The organism is Pseudomonas sp. WPR_5_2, from assembly GCF_003634475.1.
In the GTDB taxonomy this organism is placed as follows: domain Bacteria; phylum Pseudomonadota; class Gammaproteobacteria; order Pseudomonadales; family Pseudomonadaceae; genus Aquipseudomonas; species Aquipseudomonas izuensis.
The window spans coordinates 1,444,178-1,458,083 of record NZ_RBLA01000001.1 but is presented as its reverse complement, the minus strand read 5'-3'; the positions used below and the strand labels follow the sequence as shown (position 1 = coordinate 1,458,083).

Annotated in this window: 14 protein-coding genes; 7 read left to right on the top strand and 7 right to left on the bottom strand. The window is 61.1% G+C overall.

The window, feature by feature from the left end; genetic code table 11:
- The first annotated feature begins 45 nt into the window (after positions 1-45).
- The gene (locus tag BJ917_RS06425; protein ID WP_121102661.1) at positions 46-948 is read left to right on the top strand and encodes a LysR family transcriptional regulator; all 903 of its coding nucleotides are present in this window, start codon (positions 46-48) and stop codon (positions 946-948) included.
- A gap of 105 nt (positions 949-1,053) precedes the next feature.
- Here BJ917_RS06425 and BJ917_RS06415 read toward each other — a convergent pair whose 3' ends face one another.
- Positions 1,054-1,905, bottom strand: a complete 852-nt coding sequence (locus BJ917_RS06415; protein WP_121102659.1) for an NAD-dependent protein deacetylase — start codon at positions 1,903-1,905, stop codon at positions 1,054-1,056.
- Between the two features lie 124 nt (positions 1,906-2,029).
- On the bottom strand, positions 2,030-3,076 hold the full coding sequence (locus BJ917_RS06410) for a class I SAM-dependent methyltransferase (protein ID WP_096512333.1): 1,047 nt from the start codon (positions 3,074-3,076) through the stop codon (positions 2,030-2,032).
- Between the two features lie 410 nt (positions 3,077-3,486).
- On the opposite strand from BJ917_RS06410, the gene BJ917_RS06405 reads away from it, so the two are divergent.
- The 3 genes from BJ917_RS06405 (at position 3,487) to BJ917_RS06395 (ending at position 6,556) form a co-directional block, all read left to right on the top strand.
- Positions 3,487-4,821: an acetamidase/formamidase family protein gene (locus BJ917_RS06405; protein WP_096512332.1), complete on the top strand. Its 1,335-nt coding sequence runs from the start codon at positions 3,487-3,489 to the stop codon at positions 4,819-4,821.
- Between the two features lie 144 nt (positions 4,822-4,965).
- Positions 4,966-5,820, top strand: coding sequence for a DUF692 domain-containing protein (locus BJ917_RS06400; protein ID WP_096512331.1), 855 nt, complete (start codon positions 4,966-4,968; stop codon positions 5,818-5,820).
- Complete coding sequence (locus tag BJ917_RS06395; protein WP_121102657.1) at positions 5,798-6,556, top strand: DUF2063 domain-containing protein; 759 nt, start codon at positions 5,798-5,800, stop codon at positions 6,554-6,556. Before BJ917_RS06400 ends, BJ917_RS06395 begins: the two co-directional genes overlap by 23 nt.
- A 121-nt stretch (positions 6,557-6,677) precedes the next feature.
- Here BJ917_RS06395 and BJ917_RS06390 read toward each other — a convergent pair whose 3' ends face one another.
- Genes BJ917_RS06390 through BJ917_RS06380 form a run of 3 tightly spaced genes read right to left on the bottom strand, consistent with a single transcriptional unit; the run spans position 6,678 to position 8,837 of the window.
- The gene (locus tag BJ917_RS06390; protein WP_096512329.1) at positions 6,678-7,622 is read right to left on the bottom strand and encodes a phosphatidate cytidylyltransferase; all 945 of its coding nucleotides are present in this window, start codon (positions 7,620-7,622) and stop codon (positions 6,678-6,680) included.
- Positions 7,619-8,218, bottom strand: coding sequence for a 1-acyl-sn-glycerol-3-phosphate acyltransferase (locus BJ917_RS06385; protein WP_121102655.1), 600 nt, complete (start codon positions 8,216-8,218; stop codon positions 7,619-7,621). Before BJ917_RS06385 ends, BJ917_RS06390 begins: the two co-directional genes overlap by 4 nt.
- Complete coding sequence (locus BJ917_RS06380; protein WP_121102653.1) at positions 8,205-8,837, bottom strand: CDP-alcohol phosphatidyltransferase family protein; 633 nt, start codon at positions 8,835-8,837, stop codon at positions 8,205-8,207. Before BJ917_RS06380 ends, BJ917_RS06385 begins: the two co-directional genes overlap by 14 nt.
- Before the next feature lie 379 nt (positions 8,838-9,216).
- On the opposite strand from BJ917_RS06380, the gene BJ917_RS06375 reads away from it, so the two are divergent.
- A complete protein-coding gene (locus BJ917_RS06375; RefSeq protein ID WP_096512326.1) occupies positions 9,217-10,842 on the top strand; it encodes a methyl-accepting chemotaxis protein in 1,626 nt (541 codons plus the stop codon).
- 127 nt (positions 10,843-10,969) lie between these two features.
- On the opposite strand, the gene BJ917_RS06370 is transcribed toward BJ917_RS06375, so the two are convergent.
- Together BJ917_RS06370 and BJ917_RS06365 are read right to left on the bottom strand one after the other, a co-directional pair.
- Complete coding sequence (locus BJ917_RS06370) at positions 10,970-12,280, bottom strand: ATP-binding protein (protein WP_096512325.1); 1,311 nt, start codon at positions 12,278-12,280, stop codon at positions 10,970-10,972.
- Positions 12,277-13,017, bottom strand: a complete 741-nt coding sequence (locus BJ917_RS06365) for a response regulator (protein WP_096512324.1) — start codon at positions 13,015-13,017, stop codon at positions 12,277-12,279. Before BJ917_RS06365 ends, BJ917_RS06370 begins: the two co-directional genes overlap by 4 nt.
- 295 nt (positions 13,018-13,312) lie before the next feature.
- Here BJ917_RS06365 and BJ917_RS06360 point away from each other — a divergent pair, with 295 nt between their 5' ends.
- Entirely contained in the window at positions 13,313-13,576 is a 264-nt protein-coding gene (locus BJ917_RS06360) for a DUF2790 domain-containing protein (RefSeq protein ID WP_096512323.1), read from the top strand.
- A 49-nt stretch (positions 13,577-13,625) separates the two neighbouring features.
- A complete protein-coding gene (locus BJ917_RS06355) occupies positions 13,626-13,838 on the top strand; it encodes a hypothetical protein (RefSeq protein ID WP_096512322.1) in 213 nt (70 codons plus the stop codon).
- The last annotated feature ends 68 nt before the right edge of the window (positions 13,839-13,906 follow it).

Sequence of the window (13,906 nt, the reverse complement as noted above, 5' to 3'; positions counted from 1 at the left end):
ACTTGCAGCTTAAAGCTTGTAGCTTATATCTGGAGCGAAGCGACCATGACCATCAAGCAGATCCGCGCCTTCCTGGCCGTGGCCCAGAGCCTGAGTTTCGCCGTGGCCTGCGAGCGCCTGCACCTGTCGCAATCGGCCTTGAGCCTGACCATCAAGGCGCTGGAAGAAGGCCTGGGTGGACGGTTGTTCACCCGCAACACCCGCAACGTGGCGCTGACTGCCGAGGGCGAATCCCTGGTGCCCCTGGCGCGCCGCCTGATCGCCGACTGGGACAATGCCGAGGATGAGCTACGCCAGCGTTTCACCCTCCAGCGCGGTCGTGTGACCCTGGCGGCCATGCCATCGTTTGCCGGCAACCTGCTGCCGCCGATGCTCAAGACCTTCCGCGCCCGCTATCCGAAAGTCAACGTCACGGTCAACGATGTGATCAACGAACAGGTGCTGGAAATGGTCCGTGACCGCCAGGTGGAACTGGGGGTGGCGTTTGAGCCGACCCAGAGCTCCTCGTTGCAGTTCACCCCGTTGTACATGGACCGGTTCGTGGCGGTGGTGCCCCATGGCTCGCCACTGGTCGAGCTGGATCAAATCGACTGGCAGACCTTGCTCAAGGAACCGTTCATCACCTTGCAACGACCGTCGACGGTACGGGTGATGCTGGAAGAGCATTTGCAGGCCAGGGGCATGAAGTTACCGGTAGAGTTTGAAAGCCATCAATTGGCGACCGTCGGGCGCATGGTCGCCAGCGGTTTGGGCGTCAGCGCCGTGCCCGCCTTGTGCGCCGGGCAAATGCGCGAACTGGGCGCGCATTGCATCACCTTGAGCCACCCGGTGGTGGAGCGGGCTGTCGGTGTGCTGACCCTGCCCGGGGGAGAGCTGTCGGCGGCGGCGCAGGCGTTGTTTGATGTGCTCAAAGAAGAAAATCTTGGCCGAAAGGTAGTCGGGCACTGACCACCATCCCTGTGGGAGCGGGCTTGCCCGCGATGGCGGTGGTTCAGTCCACAAATATGCTGGATTTACCGGCCTCATCGCGGGCAAGCCCGCTCCCACAGGGTTTTAGGTTGAACCGAGTGAAAGGCGGTGCGCCAATAGAGGCAACAGCTGCTCACACGACCCCTCTATCTTCAAATCCAGCATCTCATCGGCCCGGGTCTTGCCCAGGTTGATCGCCAGCAACGGCTTGCCCTGATCCACCACCGCCCGGCACAGTCGAAAGGCCGAGTACGCCATCAGCGACGACCCCACCACCAGCAACCCCGCTGCCTTTTCCACCGCCGCCATGGCTTTGGCCGCAGTTTCACGGGCGACGTTTTCGCCGAAAAACACCACGTCCGGCTTCATCCGCGCACCCGCGCAATGGGGACAATGCGGCACCTGGAAGCGCGCTTCGAAAGCGGCGTCCAGTAGGGTGTCGCCGTCCGGGGCCTGCACCGCGTCCACACCGGCCAGATAGGGGTTTTGCGCTTCCATCAGGTGCTGGATCGAATCGCGCCCGCTGCGCTGTCTGCAATCCAGGCACAACACCCGGTGCAGGCTGCCGTGGAGTTCGATCACGTCATGGCTGCCGGCCTGGTCGTGCAAGGTGTCGACGTTCTGCGTGATCAAGCCGCTGATTCGCCGGGTGCTCTGCAGGCGGGCCAGGGTGTCGTGGGCCACGTTCGGCTGCGCCTGGCGCACTCGCGGCCAGCCGAGCATCGCCCGCGCCCAATAGCGCCGACGGGATTCGGGCGCCGAAAGAAACTCCTGATACATCATCGGCTGCCGCCCACGCCGCACGCCCTGGTTGTCGCGATAGTCCGGAATGCCCGACGGGGTGCTGATACCGGCACCGGTCAGGACCACGAACGGCTCGTCGGCCATGAGTTGCTGGAGGCGATCGAGCTGGTTGTGGAGCAGGTTGTCGAGCATCTTCAACACTCCGGTAGACGCTTTTGTAGGAGCTGGCTTGCCAGCGAAGGCAATCGTCCAGTCGATCCATTATCGACAGATGCTCCGCCTTCGCTGGCAAGCCAGCTCCTACAGGGGGCCCTATTTATTTGCGGGCTTCGAGAATCAGGTTGAACGGAGTTTCGGTGGCCCGACGGAAACTCGAGAACCCGGCCTCGGTGAACACTTTGCGCAACCGTGCCTCGCCCGCCTGGGCGCCGAGGCCGAGGCCCACCTCCTGGGACAGCGAGTTTGGCGTGCAAATGAAGGTTGATGCAGCGTAGAACAACCGGCCGACCGGGGTGATGTTTTCGTCCAGCGAGTCATGGGCGAACGGTTCCACCAGCAACACTGTGCCGTCCGGCTTCAACGACTCGTAGGCATGTTTGGCCGCGCCTACCGGGTCGCCCATGTCGTGCAGGCAGTCGAAGTAGCAGACCAGGTCATAGTCGTTGCCGGGGTAGCTCTTTGCCGTGCCCTGGAAGAACCGTGCCCGGCCAGACACGCCGCCTTCTTCGGCGCGTTGGGTGGCGACGGTGACCGATGGCGCGTGGTAGTCGAAACCGACGAACCGCGAATCCGGATAGGCCTGGGCCATGATCACCGTCGAAGCGCCATGGCCGCAGCCGATGTCTGCCACTTTGGCCCCGGCCTCCAGTTTGGCCACCACGCCGTCGAGGGCCGGCAGCCATTCGGCGATCAGGTGCGCCTTGTAGCCGGGTCGGAAGAACCGCTCCGTGCCACTGAACATGCACGGATGGTGATCACCCCAGGGCAGGGCGCCGTTGCCGCGCATGGCTTTGACCAGTTTGTCCTTGTCATGGAAAAACGACGCGACCACCCCGATACCCCCTGCGATATAGACCGGTGAGTCTTCGATGGCCAGGGCCAGGGCTTGTTCTTCGGGCAGGCGGAACTGGCCGTCGGTGTGCTCCATGTAGCCGGAGGCCGCGTGGGCGCTGAGCCATTCGCGCACCAGGCGGGGATTGCAGCCGGTCTTGTCGGCGAGTGTTTCCGGGCTGATCGGCTGGCTGTCGGCCATGGCCCGGTACAGGCCGAGCTCCTCGCCGAGAATGACGTTGGCGAGCATTGCCGCGCCCCCCATGTCATTCACCAGTTTGCCCATGAAATCGTTGAGTCTGGCCTCGTCCATCACGTGTGCTCCTTCAAGAGGATCAGGGTCCAGAGGCATTGTTTGTCGAGGCATTCGCCCCTGGGCGGTGGTCGCGGGAATGGGCAGGACGTTTGCGCGTCCTGGGTGCATTAAGTTTAGTTCGCAAGGTGTGCACTGTTAACCGAGGCGACGAGAGTCTCTGTGGGAGCAAGGCTTGCCCGCGATGGCGGTGTGTCAGACAACATCTTTCCAACTGATACACCGCCATCGCGGGCAAGCCTTGCTCCCACAGGGTTCGGCGGCAGGAGCCCATGTATCCCAGTGTGTCTAACCGGCCTCCCGATACAGTCCCCCTCAATTCCCGACCACCGCCGAACACAGACCAGATACAAACCTGCGATGAACTGTGAAGGCCGTCTGGCACCCTCCACACCGTCAAGGGGATAACAATGACCATGCTCCAGCCTGAAATCGACAATAAATCCGAACCTGTCAATCGCCTTCGGGTCGATCACTACACCAACGGCATCATCGGCCCCAGCCAGCCGATGCTCGGCCCATTGGCCGACGGCGGTACCCTGATCACCGGGACGCCGCCGGGCTGTTGGGGGCCGATGATCACCCCGGCCTTCGAAGGCGGCCATGAAGTGACGCAACCGGTGGCCATCGCCGGTGCGGAAATTGGCGATGCCGTCGCGATCAAGATCAAGAGCATGCGCGTCACCTCCCTGGCCACCTCGTCCGGCGTTATGAGCTTCGTCGAGGGGCGCTACAACGGCGACCCGTTCGTTTCCAAGTTTTGCTCCAAGTGTGGCACCGAGCATCCGGCAAGCCACGTCGAAGGCATCGGCGCAGAAGCGATTCGCTGCAACCACTGTGGCGCCGAGGTCAGCGCGTTCCGTTTCAGCCACGGCTATGTGATCGTGTTCGATGCGCAGAATCAGGTCAGCTTGACGGTCAACCAGGACATCGCCAACCGACTGGCCGGCAAGGCGTCCGAGATGTCGGCGCTGCCGGAATTCGCCGCGCAGCATTCGATCCTGTCCCTGGCCCGCGCCGATATCCCCGGTGTCGCCGCGCACATGCGGCCGTTCCTCGGCAACATCGGCACGATGCCTTCCCGCGACTTGCCCGACTCGCACAACTGTGCCGATTTCGGCCAGTACCTGATCAACGCCCCGCACCGTTTCGGCATGACCCGCGAAGAGTTGCACGCGGCCAAGACCGACGGGCACATGGACACCAACTCGATCCGCGAAGGCTGCGTGCTGATCTGCCCGGTGAAAGTGCCGGGAGCGGGTGTGTACATGGGCGACATGCACGCCCAGCAGGGCAACGGCGAGATCGCCGGGCATGCCACCGATTGTTCCGGGGAAACCGAAGTGGTGGTGCAGGTGGTGAAAAACCTGACCCTGGAAGGGCCGATCCTCCTGCAAAACCTCGACGATCTGCCGCCGATGGCGCGCCCCATGAACGCCGAACAACGGGCCAATGTCCGCGCACTGGGCGAGCGTTGGGGTCAGCACGAAATCGAGCAAAGTGGCCCGATCACCTTCATCGGCAGCGGGGAAAACCTCAACCTGGCGGTGGAGAACGGCTTGACCCGCGCCGCCGATGTCACCGGCCTGCCGTATGACGAAGTGCTCAACCGCGCCACCATCACCGGTTCCATCGATATCAGCCGCCTGCCGGGCACCGTGCGGGTGACCTTCCTGTGCCCGATGCCGGTGCTGGATCGCATGGGCATCGGTCATCTGGTGCGTGAGAAGTACGACCTGGCGTAACGCCGGATAACGGGTTTGTACCTCAATGTGTACAGACCCGTTGGCGATACAAGTCCTGCGGTTTTCTGTCGACGCGCAACACAGAGCCGATACACCACTTCGGTTAACTGTGAACACGTTCTGACAACCCTTGAGATCGACACCATGCAGACTCCCACCCCATACCCCAAGGCCAGCGCCGGGCTCGGCTTGCGTCGCGGTTTGATGAAGGACCTCCAGGCCGCCCCGGCTGGCCATTTCGATTTTCTGGAAGTCGCGCCGGAGAACTGGATCGGCATCGGTGGCGCCCATGGCGCGGCGCTGCGGGCCCTGGCCGAGCGCTATCCGTTGTCCTGCCACGGCTTGTCCCTGTCCCTGGGCGGACCCTCGCCGCTGGACGTCGGGTTTCTGCAAGAGGTGCGGGTGTTCCTCGATCACTACAACGTGCCGCTGTACAGCGAGCATCTGAGCTATTGCAGCGATGACGGTCACCTTTACGACCTGTTGCCGCTGCCTTTTACCGAAGAAGCGGTGCACCACGTCGCCGCGCGCATCCGTCAGTCCCAGGACATTCTCGGTCGGCGCCTGGCGGTGGAAAACGTTTCCTACTACGCCGCGCCACAGCAGGACATGGACGAGGTGACCTTCACCAATGCCGTCCTGCGCGAAGCCGATTGCGACCTGTTGCTGGACGTCAACAACGTGTACGTCAACTCGATCAACCACGGTTTTGATCCGCGTACTTTCCTGGCCGGCATCGATGCGGACCGTGTGGTGGCCATGCACATCGCCGGGCACTTCGATGAGTCCGACACCCTGAAAATCGACACCCATGGCGCCTCGGTCAAACCGGCGGTGTGGTCGTTGCTGGCGCAGGCCTACGCCCGGTTCGGCGCGCAGCCGACCTTGCTGGAGCGGGATTTCAACTTTCCGGCGTTCTCCGAACTGGTCGCCGAATTACAGACCATTCGCCGGTTGCAGACTGAGGAGGTGAACCGTGGCCAAGCGCTCGCTGTTTGATCAACAGAGCAACATGGGCCTGTACCTGCGCGACCCCGACCACTGCGCGCCACCACCCGAAATGGACCCGGCACGGGCGCGGGTTTACCGCGAACTGGTGTTCAACAACCTGTCGTCGCTGATCAGCGGCACCTTTCCGGTGCTGGTGAAAATTCTTGGTGAAGAGCGCTGGCGGACGCTGGTGCGGATCTTCCTGCGCGACTACCGCGCCCATACCCCGAAATTTGGTGAAATCGCCGAGGAGTTCGTCGAGTTTCTCGCCTCTGAACCGATGGCGTTGGCCGATGGTTCGTGGCCACCCTTCATGGTGGAGCTGGCGCACTATGAATGGGTGGAAATGGCCTTGCAGCAATCCGAAGCCGAGCTGTTGGCAACCGGCGATGTGGATTCGCTACTGGATCGCCCGTTGCAGGTTTCGCCATTGGCCTGGCCGTTGGCCTATACCTGGCCCGTACAGTTGGTCGGACCGGATTACCAGCCGGACACTGCACCGGAGCATCCGACATTGCTGTTGGTGCGTCGGGCCGAAGACTGGAGTGTGAAGTTTTCCGGGCTGAGTCCATTGGCATGGCGGTTGTTGCAACGCCTTGAAGAGTTTCCCGGGTTGAGCGGGCGGGCGCAGCTGCAAGGGTTGGCGGTGGAGGCGGGGAAAAGCGGGTCGCAGGAATTCTTTGATAACGGCTTGGCGTTGTTGCGGCAGATGCAGGGGGAAGGGGTAGTGGGTACGATTTGCTGAGTGAACGCATTTCCTGTGGGAGCGAGCCTGCTCGCGAAGACGTCGGCACATTCAACATCAATGCGTCTGTCAAATTGCTTTCGCGAACAGGCTCGCTCCCACAGGGGGATTTGCCGTCAATTCAAGTGGAGAAAAAATACCGCGTCAGGTGAAAGAAGATTGGCGCGGCAAAACAAATCGAGTCCATTCGGTCGAGCATGCCGCCGTGCCCCTTGATCATCGTGCCCCAGTCCTTGGCGCTCAGGCTGCGCTTGATCGCCGACATGACCAGGCCTCCGAGAAAGCCCATCACCACGATCACCAAAGACATCACCAATGACTGCCAGAAACTGAACGGCGTCATCCAGAACATGCAGCCACCGATCAACGTGGCGGACAGCCCGCCCCCCACCAGGCCTTCCACGGTTTTCGACGGGCTCACCAAGGGCGCGACCTTGTGCTTGCCGAACAGCTTGCCGAAAACGTACTGCAACACATCACTCATCTGCACGACGAACACCAGGTAGAACAGCAGCAACGCGTTCTGCCCGGTGAAGCCGCGCAGATCCAGCAGCAGTAGGGCGGGCGCGTGGCTGATGCAGTAGATGCAGATCATCACGCCCCACTGGATCTTCGAGGTTCTTTCCAGAAAGGCATCGGTGTCCTGGCTCAACACCGCAATCGCCGGCAGCAGCAGGAAGGCATACACCGGTATCAACAAGGTGAACATCGAGTACCAATGGGTACCGATCAGCAGATACTGCAGGGGTATCAGGATGAAGAACGCCGAAAACAGCGCGTTGTGATCGCCCAGCGTGGTGGGCGTCAAGGTGATGAATTCCCTGAGGGCGAACAGGGAAATGAAACCGAACAGCACCACCGTCGCATTCGGTCCCAGCCACCAGGACACGAAAAAGATGATGACCATTCCCCACCAGGCGTTCACCCGCTGGTTGAGGTTTTCGATGGTGGCGATCGAGCTTTCGGTCGTGGCCCGTTTGGCCAGCACCCGACCGACCATTGACGCTACTGCCAACAAACAGGCGATGGCGGCAAAGAACCACAGGAATTTTTGCTCAAGACTCATTTCGACAGCCTCACGATGGCGTCACGCGCCCGCTCCAGGAACACCTGTTTGTCCTCGCCCTCAATCCTTTGCAGCGGATTGCCGATGCGGATCGTGCAGAGAATCGGCAGCGGGACGTGCTTGCCCTTGGGCATGGAGCGATGGAGGTTTTCCAGGTAGATGGGCACCAGGTCGACATCGGGAAAGGACTCGCCCAGGCGATACAGTCCGGATTTGAATGCCCCTGGCAGGGCCTGGGTCGAGCGCGTGCCTTCGGGGAAAATGATGATCGAACAACCGGCCCGCACCACATCGAAAATCGGCTCCAGTACATTGGTCCCCGGCGCCGGATTGCGCTCGATCAGGACCGCGTTGAGCCCTTGCCGGGAGATGTACGAGAGAAACCGGTTCTTGCCCCAGTAGTCGGCGGCGGCGACCGGCTTCACATTGACCCGGGCTTCAGGGGGCAGGGCTGCGATGATTGCCAGGGTGTCCATGTGGCTGGTGTGGTTGGCGTAGTAAATGCGTTGCCGGCTCAGGTCGGGCGGGCCTTCCCAGCGGGCGGTGACGCCGATCAGCAATCGAAGCACCGCGATCAGGGCATTACTGATCCACATGGCCGGACTCCTTCAGTTGCCGGGCGATCGCCAGGGTTCGGGTGACGCAGGTTGCAGCGGCGCCGATGGCGATGACGATCAGTGTCAACAACAGCAGATAGTGCGTGCCGTACACGTGGGCCTCGATGGCGTTCAGTAACAGCCCCGCGGTCATCAACGCCATCCGATGCTGCTTGGCCATAGGCCCCATGAAGCTCTGTTTCAGGCCGATCGAACCACCGAACACCCGGACATACGCCGTCAATGCAGCGGCAAGGGCGGCAAACCAGCCAAGGCCCGGCTGCGCGACGGCATAGCCGAGCCCCACGATCAGCAGGCTGTCGGCGATACGGTCGGGGAATTCGTTATAGAGGCTGCCGATGTCCGATTGCTTGCCGCCCTCGATGGCCACCATGCCGTCGAAGAGATTGCACAGCAGGCGCAATTGAATACCGACGGCGCAGCAGATCGAGCCGATCACACCGTTGTCGATATTCAGCGCAATCGCGCCCGCCAGCGCAAAGAACACGCTGGCGACGGAGATCTGGTTGGGTGAAATGTCGCGTTTGACCAGCAGGTCGGTGATGCGTTTGGCCCAGCCCGCAGAGCGCGCCTTGATCGGCCTTCTGTTGTCATCCATTTATCGGTATTCCATTGCCGGGTTTCAGTAAGCGTATATGCAAAAAGCGGCTTATCAGGTTTTAAATCCGCCGGGTGCAATGCTAGCAATGGAAAAAACAGATTGATGCCAGACGCTTCCTACAAGGCACTGGCGCGTGATGTTCCGGCAGACGAATCTGTACGCTCGTCCCATCTGTTGCATCCATGAAACGCCTGTAAGTCGTTGAAATTTATTTGCTCGATCCCCGCAAAAAAATTCAAGACTGGCCGATACAACTCACAGGCGCGCACAAACCAATTACAACAGTGGCGCCAGACTGAAAAACTGTGTGCCCACGCCAGCCTTTCAGTGATCTCGGCAAGGATGCTCGTCGCCTCAACCATCCGAGAATCATCCTATGTCTCTGCGTAACCTGAACATCGCGCCTAGAGCTTTTCTGGGGTTTGCCTTTATTGCCCTGTTGGTCATCGTGCTGGGGGTGTTTGCCGTCAATCGCATGTCGATCATCCGCCAGGCATCAATCGATATGGGCTCGACGCAACTGCCCAGTGTCGGCTTTCTTGGCAACATGACGGAAAACGTCCTGCGCATGCGCATTCTTTCGTTCCGCATCCTGGTCAACCGTGAGCCGGCCGCATTGCAGGAGGCGCAGGCTCGTATCACCGTCCTGAACAATAATCTGCGCAATGCCCAGGCAAGCTACGCCGCTTTGCCCGCCCAGCCGGAAGAAGCCGCGCTGTACAAGACATTCACCGCCACCCTCGACAACTACATGCAGGCCCAGAGCCAGATGATGGAGCTGTCGAGCCAGAACAAGCTCGATGAAATGCGCAGCCTGATCAACTCGCGAATCAAGGACGGTACCGATCAGATGGGTGAGCAACTCAATAAACTGGTTGCGCTCAATACCGCTTATTCAAAGGCTGCGCTGACAGAGTCGGGCGAGCAATACAACACCGCTGTCACCGGCATCATCGTCGTGGCGGTGATGGCCGCGGTGATGACCGTATTGTTGGCCTTGTTGCTGACTCGCAGCATTGTTACACCGCTGAACCGGGCGTTGCTGGCGGCACAAACCATCGCCGATGGTAATTTGAGCAAAGTCATCGAGGTCGATGGCCAGGACGAGCCGGCGCGGTTGCTCGGTGCTTTGTCGAACATGCAGGCCAGCCTTCGCAAAACCATCGAACAGATCGCCGGTTCCGCCTCGCAACTGGGTGCCGCCGCCGAAGAACTCAGCGCGGTGACCCAGGACGCCTCCCGGGGGCTGCAACAACAGAACAACGAGATTGAACAGGCTGCCACTGCCGTCAACGAAATGACTGCCGCCGTGGAAGAAGTGGCGCGCAATGCGGTATCGACGTCCGAAGCGTCGAACCAGTCGACCCAGGCCGCCCGCGAAGGCCGTGATCGTGTGGTGGAAACCGTCGACGCGATCCAGACCATGACCCACGACGTGCACAATACCTCGCTGATGATCGAAGGCCTGGCAGCCCAGGGGCGCGACATTGGCAAGGTGTTGGACGTGATCCGCGCCATCGCCGAGCAAACCAACCTGCTGGCGTTGAACGCCGCGATCGAAGCCGCCCGTGCCGGTGAAGCCGGACGCGGTTTTGCCGTGGTCGCCGATGAGGTGAGGGCGCTGGCCCACCGTACGGCACAATCGACCCAGGAAATCGAGAAGATGGTCGCCGGCATTCAGAACGGTACCGGTGAAGCTGTCGCGTCGATGCAGCAAAGCAATCAACGCACCCAGAGCACCCTGGAATTGGCCCGCGCCGCCGGCGTGGCCCTGGAGCAGATCACCCAGTCGATCCACCTGATCAACGAGCGTAACCTGGTGATCGCCAGTGCATCGGAGGAACAGGCCCAGGTGTCCCGTGAAGTCGACCGCAACCTGGTGAACATTCGCGACCTCGCCAGTCAATCTGCGGCCGGTGCCAACCAGACCAGCGTTGCCAGCCATGAATTGTCGGGGCTGGCGGTGAATCTGAATGGGTTGGTGGCACGGTTCGTTATTTAGTGGCGGGACTTGCTTAACCGCCACCGTCCCCAGTGGAGCGAGCCTGCTTGCGAAGGCGCAGTGTCAGACAGCAAAAATGTTGACTGTGCTGGCCTCTTCGCGAGCAGGCTCGCTCCCACCGTTTCTTTTATCCGTGCAATTTGAGCTCGGCGCACAACCCGCCACCCTCGCGATTGCTCAAGGTCAGCGATCCCCCGATCGCCAACGCCAGTTGCTGCGCAATCGCCAGGCCCAGACCGGTGCCGCCGGTACTGCGGTTACGCGAATTCTCCACGCGGTAGAACGGCTCCATGACCAGGGCCAGTTCCTCTTCGGCAATGCCCGGACCACGGTCCATGACTTTCACCGACACGCTGCCATCGGCCTTTTTCTCTACGAGCAACTCCGCCGCACCGGCGAATTTCAGCGCGTTATCCGTCAGGTTCACCAGCACCCGCCGCAACGCATGGGGGCGGGTGTCGATAACGGTGGTGCTTTTGCCGCTCAGCTGAACTTCCTTGCCCATGTCCTGATAATCGAACACCAGGCTATCGAGGAACGAGTCCAGGTCGGTACGGCGACTTTCTTCGGTGGCGCCATGGACGCTGCGGGCATAGGCCACGCCTTCGCGCACCAGGTGTTCCATCTCGCCCAGGTCGTTCCACAGTTTGTCCTTCTCCACGGAATCATCCATGAATTCGGCGCGCAGTTTCATCCGGGTGATTGGCGTTTGCAGGTCGTGGGAGATTGCCGCCAGCAATTGCATGCGTTCTTTCAGGTAGGCCGCGATGCGTGCCTGCATGGCATTGAAGGCCTTGGCCGCGTGGGCCACTTCGGTCGGGCCTTTTTCGTCCAGCAGCACCGGGTGGGTGTTGGGGTCGAGGGTGTCCACGGCTTCGGCGAGGCGGGTGAGGGGACGGATGGCGATGCGCACGGCCAGCCAGGTGCAGGCGATCATCAAAGCCAGTTGCCCGAGCAACACAAAGGGCAGCCAGGGCGACAGCGGCTGCATCGAAGGCCGCACATCGATGGTCACCGGGCTGCCGTCCGACAGTTTCAGGTGGACCTGAAAGCGTTTTTGCGGACCGGGAATGTCGGTCACGGTCATCGGGTAATCCATGCCGATGGCGTCCTTGATAGAGCTCACCGCAATAGGCGCTTCGGGCATGTCCATGTCCATGGAGGTGCCCGGCGAGCCGTCATCCAGCAGATAGCGATAATTGCGCCGGTCCAGTTGTTTGAGCCAACCGGCACGTTCCTCGACAGGCAAGCGGTCAAGAATGGCGATGGACGTCGAGACGTCGGTTTCCAGGTTCCCGAGCATGGTGTTCTTCGCGCTTTCGTAACGCTCGTAGTACTGCGCACCAAAGGACAGTGCCTGGGCCAGGATCAGGCCGATCAGGAAGATCAGTGACAACCGCGAAGCCAGGGTGCGGGGCCAGTGCATCGAGAGGCTCATGCTGGCGCCCCCACGATTTCCACTGGCAGGGAGAACACGTAGCCCTCGCTGCGCACGGTCTTGATGTAGGCCGGTTCGCGGGCATCGTCCAGCAGGCGCTGGCGCAGGCGGCTCACCAGCAGGTCGATGGAGCGATCGAACAGGTCGGCGTCGCGGCCCTGGGTCAGGTTGAGCAACTGATCGCGATTGAGCACCCGCTGCGGATGATCGAGGAACACCCGCAGCAAACGGTATTCGGCACCGCTGAGGGCGACCATGGTGCCGTCGCCGTCGAGCAGGTGCCGGGCGGATGTGTCCAGCTGCCAGCGCCCGAAGGCCAGCAGCCGACTGCTCTCGGTCACCACCAGGTTCGGTGGCAGCATCCGCGTGCGACGCAGGACGGCGTTGATGCGAGCCAGCAGTTCACGGGCGGCGAATGGCTTGACCAGGTAATCGTCGGCGCCCATTTCCAGGCCGATGATGCGGTCTGTTTCATCGTTGCGCGCGGTGAGCATCAGCACCGGAGTGGCCTTGTGTTTGCCGGCGCGCAGTTCGCGGCAGAGCATCAGGCCATCGTCGCCCGGCATCATGATGTCCAGCACGATCAGGTCCACCGGGGTGGACTCGAGGAAGGTGCGCATTTGCCGGCCATCCGCCACGACTGTGGTGCGCAAGCCGTTCTTCTTAAGGTAGTTGCCCACCAGTTCCCGGATCTCGCGGTCATCGTCAACGATGAGAATGTGATCGACGTGTTCCATGGGGACTTGCCTCTATCAACGGGGGATGTCGCACAGTCTATCGAGCCTTGGCTCGCTCGCCCGCAGGCGTTTGTATTGCAGTGTATCTGGCTTCCCGGGGGATACACACAGACGCAAAAACGCGTTTTTCCAGGGGGTTTGTATCTCTCTGTATCCCGGCCCGGTTCTGATACGTACCGATTTACACGCGCCAGTTCCCGACACATACGGGATACCTCACGCGCTTTTAATAGGTTCCATCGAGGCAAACCCAAATCGCCTCGGCCCAACTTGTTAAAACCTTGAGGAAACCGCCATGAACACCAAAGCCATCTACGCCGCCTGCCTGTTTGCCGCTCTGAACATCTGCACCTTGTCGGCCCGTGCCGAAGCCGATGTCAGCGCCAAAACCTACACCTACGGCACGCAACTGGACATCAAGAAAGTGGTGTCGCTGAAACAGGACGCTTCGCCTTCCTGCGGTGTGGTCGATGCGCAGCTGACCTACCTGGACTCCCACAACAAAACCCAGGTCCTGGACTACCGCAAGATTTCTGACAGCTGCAACGCGGACAACTGAGTCCAGCGATCACCCATTGCCCATCCCATTTGAAGCGAGGAACAACACCATGAACAACGTCAGCCGATTCTTGACCGCCATTGCTTTCTCCGTTGCCGGTGCGGCAGCCCATGCCAATGCCGCTGTCGAACAAAGCGCTTGCGGCAGCAGCACCTGTTTCCAACTGGCGCCGGTGGCGAAGCAGAGCGCCGATGCCCTCCTGGCGGAGAACGGGTCCAGCCGTACGTCCCAAGGCAAATGGCTGGATGAACAAAGCGCCTGAGTTCCGAACACGGTTCTATCGACACCCACAATCCACTGTGGGAGCGAGCCTGCTCGCGAAGGCTGAGT

Excerpts from the sequence above, each read along its gene's own strand:
- BJ917_RS06425 (WP_121102661.1), top strand. The coding sequence starts at position 46 with ATGACCATCAAGCAGATCCGCGCCTTCCTGGCCGTGGCCCAGAGCCTG.
- BJ917_RS06415 (WP_121102659.1), bottom strand. The coding sequence starts at position 1,905 with ATGCTCGACAACCTGCTCCACAACCAGCTCGATCGCCTCCAGCAACTC.
- BJ917_RS06410 (WP_096512333.1), bottom strand. The coding sequence starts at position 3,076 with ATGGACGAGGCCAGACTCAACGATTTCATGGGCAAACTGGTGAATGAC.
- BJ917_RS06405 (WP_096512332.1), top strand. The coding sequence starts at position 3,487 with ATGACCATGCTCCAGCCTGAAATCGACAATAAATCCGAACCTGTCAAT.
- BJ917_RS06400 (WP_096512331.1), top strand. The coding sequence starts at position 4,966 with ATGCAGACTCCCACCCCATACCCCAAGGCCAGCGCCGGGCTCGGCTTG.
- BJ917_RS06390 (WP_096512329.1), bottom strand. The coding sequence starts at position 7,622 with ATGAGTCTTGAGCAAAAATTCCTGTGGTTCTTTGCCGCCATCGCCTGT.
- BJ917_RS06385 (WP_121102655.1), bottom strand. The coding sequence starts at position 8,218 with ATGTGGATCAGTAATGCCCTGATCGCGGTGCTTCGATTGCTGATCGGC.
- BJ917_RS06380 (WP_121102653.1), bottom strand. The coding sequence starts at position 8,837 with ATGGATGACAACAGAAGGCCGATCAAGGCGCGCTCTGCGGGCTGGGCC.
- BJ917_RS06375 (WP_096512326.1), top strand. The coding sequence starts at position 9,217 with ATGTCTCTGCGTAACCTGAACATCGCGCCTAGAGCTTTTCTGGGGTTT.
- BJ917_RS06370 (WP_096512325.1), bottom strand. The coding sequence starts at position 12,280 with ATGAGCCTCTCGATGCACTGGCCCCGCACCCTGGCTTCGCGGTTGTCA.
- BJ917_RS06365 (WP_096512324.1), bottom strand. The coding sequence starts at position 13,017 with ATGGAACACGTCGATCACATTCTCATCGTTGACGATGACCGCGAGATC.
- BJ917_RS06360 (WP_096512323.1), top strand. The coding sequence starts at position 13,313 with ATGAACACCAAAGCCATCTACGCCGCCTGCCTGTTTGCCGCTCTGAAC.
- BJ917_RS06355 (WP_096512322.1), top strand. The coding sequence starts at position 13,626 with ATGAACAACGTCAGCCGATTCTTGACCGCCATTGCTTTCTCCGTTGCC.